Source organism: Pseudomonadota bacterium (assembly GCA_010028905.1).
In the GTDB taxonomy this organism is placed as follows: Bacteria; Vulcanimicrobiota; Xenobia; order RGZZ01; family RGZZ01; genus RGZZ01.
This window is the reverse complement of the sequence record RGZZ01000816.1, coordinates 1-1372: the sequence shown is the minus strand read 5'-3', so window position 1 is coordinate 1372 and position 1372 is coordinate 1. Positions and strand designations below refer to the sequence as shown.

Sequence of the window (1372 nt, the reverse complement as noted above, 5' to 3'; positions counted from 1 at the left end):
CGCAGGGGCAGCAGCAGCTCGGCGCAGGCGGGTCTGGTCGTCGGAGGGCAGGGCGACGGTGGACAGGACATGCTCAGGCGGCGCGCCCAGGGCGATGTCCCGTATTCCGCGCAGGAGGTTGGGTGTCAGGTCAGCGGCACCCATGTTCAGGCGACGCTCCCTTTGCGGCGCTCGGCGCGAGCTCCCGCAGGCTCGAGCAGGTGCGCGTCGACGTAGGCGACCAGGTCCTCTTCGCGCACCAGGATGCGGCGCCCCAGCTTGACGACGGGCATTACCCGGCGGGTCAGGAGCTTGGCGACGGTGCGGGGGCTCAGGTTGATACGCTCTGCGATGTCGTCGACGTTGAGCAGCTTGGGCATGGTGACGATACCTCCTCGGATACTCTCGGCGTCTGCCGATGTCTCGAGGGTACGTCAGTATGCGCTCAGGAAACAGTTTCTTGCGGGCCTGTGGGCAAATCCACGGGGGTTTTCCGCGGTCGGCCCGGAGGCGCGGCGTGAACGGTCGCTTCCACGGCGGGCAGCTCAAGCGCTCTCCTTATTCGTGCGATAGCCTGACGCACGGTCGCTTCCCCCTGATGTACAGTTCGAGCTATCTTCGCGGGAGACCACAGGCGCACTTGGGCCAGCACCAACCATTCCGCGTCGCGTTCGCTCTCACGCATTCGAGCCTTGTCGATACGTTTGCCCACTCGAACGGCAGCGCGTTCGATGCGGTCAAGCTCAGCGCACATCAGAAGGTCGAACCGTTGACGAAGCACAGCCTCCACTTTCTCTCTCTTTGTCCGGAACGGGTTCCAGCGACCGCGCACAGGCAGGCGCACTCTGGTCTCTTCTTCAGACAATGGCCACGTCAAGCTCAGGGGGGAAGGCTCAGTGGCTCCTTCATAGTCATTGAAGAGCTGGTCTTGGGCATCGTCGTTTAGTAAAGCCTCGTCCTCCATCGGTACAAGCCAAAACAGGGGCCCAACAGTTCTCCGCACGTCCTCTCGCTCGCAACGCGAAGCGACCCAGAGGGCATGACGAAAAAACCACTCTGCCCGCAGACCAGGTGGAATGTGCGTCTCACAGGTCGCGCGCAGGCCCTCAAGCATTGCCCACTCCCCACAGCTCAGGAGCTCCCGCTCGGCTCCTTCGAGGGAGCCTGCCCACAGGGTCGCATGCAGGGCGGCGACCACTGCGTCAAGCTCCTCGCGGGCGTGTTCGAAGAGGGCGCGCAGAAAGGTCGCCCGCAGGCGCGCAGTCTCTCTGCCAGGCTCGGCGTAGTCTCCCCAGGAGGTCGTCAGGTCGGTCACGGGGGCTCCCCCCTTTGTTCGCTTCCTTCGCCAGGTTTCGTGATGAGCCCCTATCCGGGGGAAGGCTTCTTTCGCTTG

At 64.1% G+C, this 1372-nt stretch carries 2 protein-coding genes; both read right to left on the bottom strand.

Annotated elements, in window-relative coordinates; all coding sequences use genetic code 11:
- Nucleotides 1-146: 146 nt before the first annotated feature.
- On the bottom strand, nt 147-359 hold the full coding sequence (locus EB084_25580) for a DNA-binding protein (protein ID NDD31636.1): 213 nt from the start codon (nt 357-359) through the stop codon (nt 147-149).
- Between the two features lie 65 nt (nt 360-424).
- Nucleotides 425-1294, bottom strand: coding sequence for a hypothetical protein (locus tag EB084_25575; protein ID NDD31635.1), 870 nt, complete (start codon nt 1292-1294; stop codon nt 425-427).
- Nucleotides 1295-1372 lie beyond the last annotated feature (78 nt).

Excerpts from the sequence above, each read along its gene's own strand:
- EB084_25580 (NDD31636.1), bottom strand. The coding sequence starts at position 359 with ATGCCCAAGCTGCTCAACGTCGACGACATCGCAGAGCGTATCAACCTG.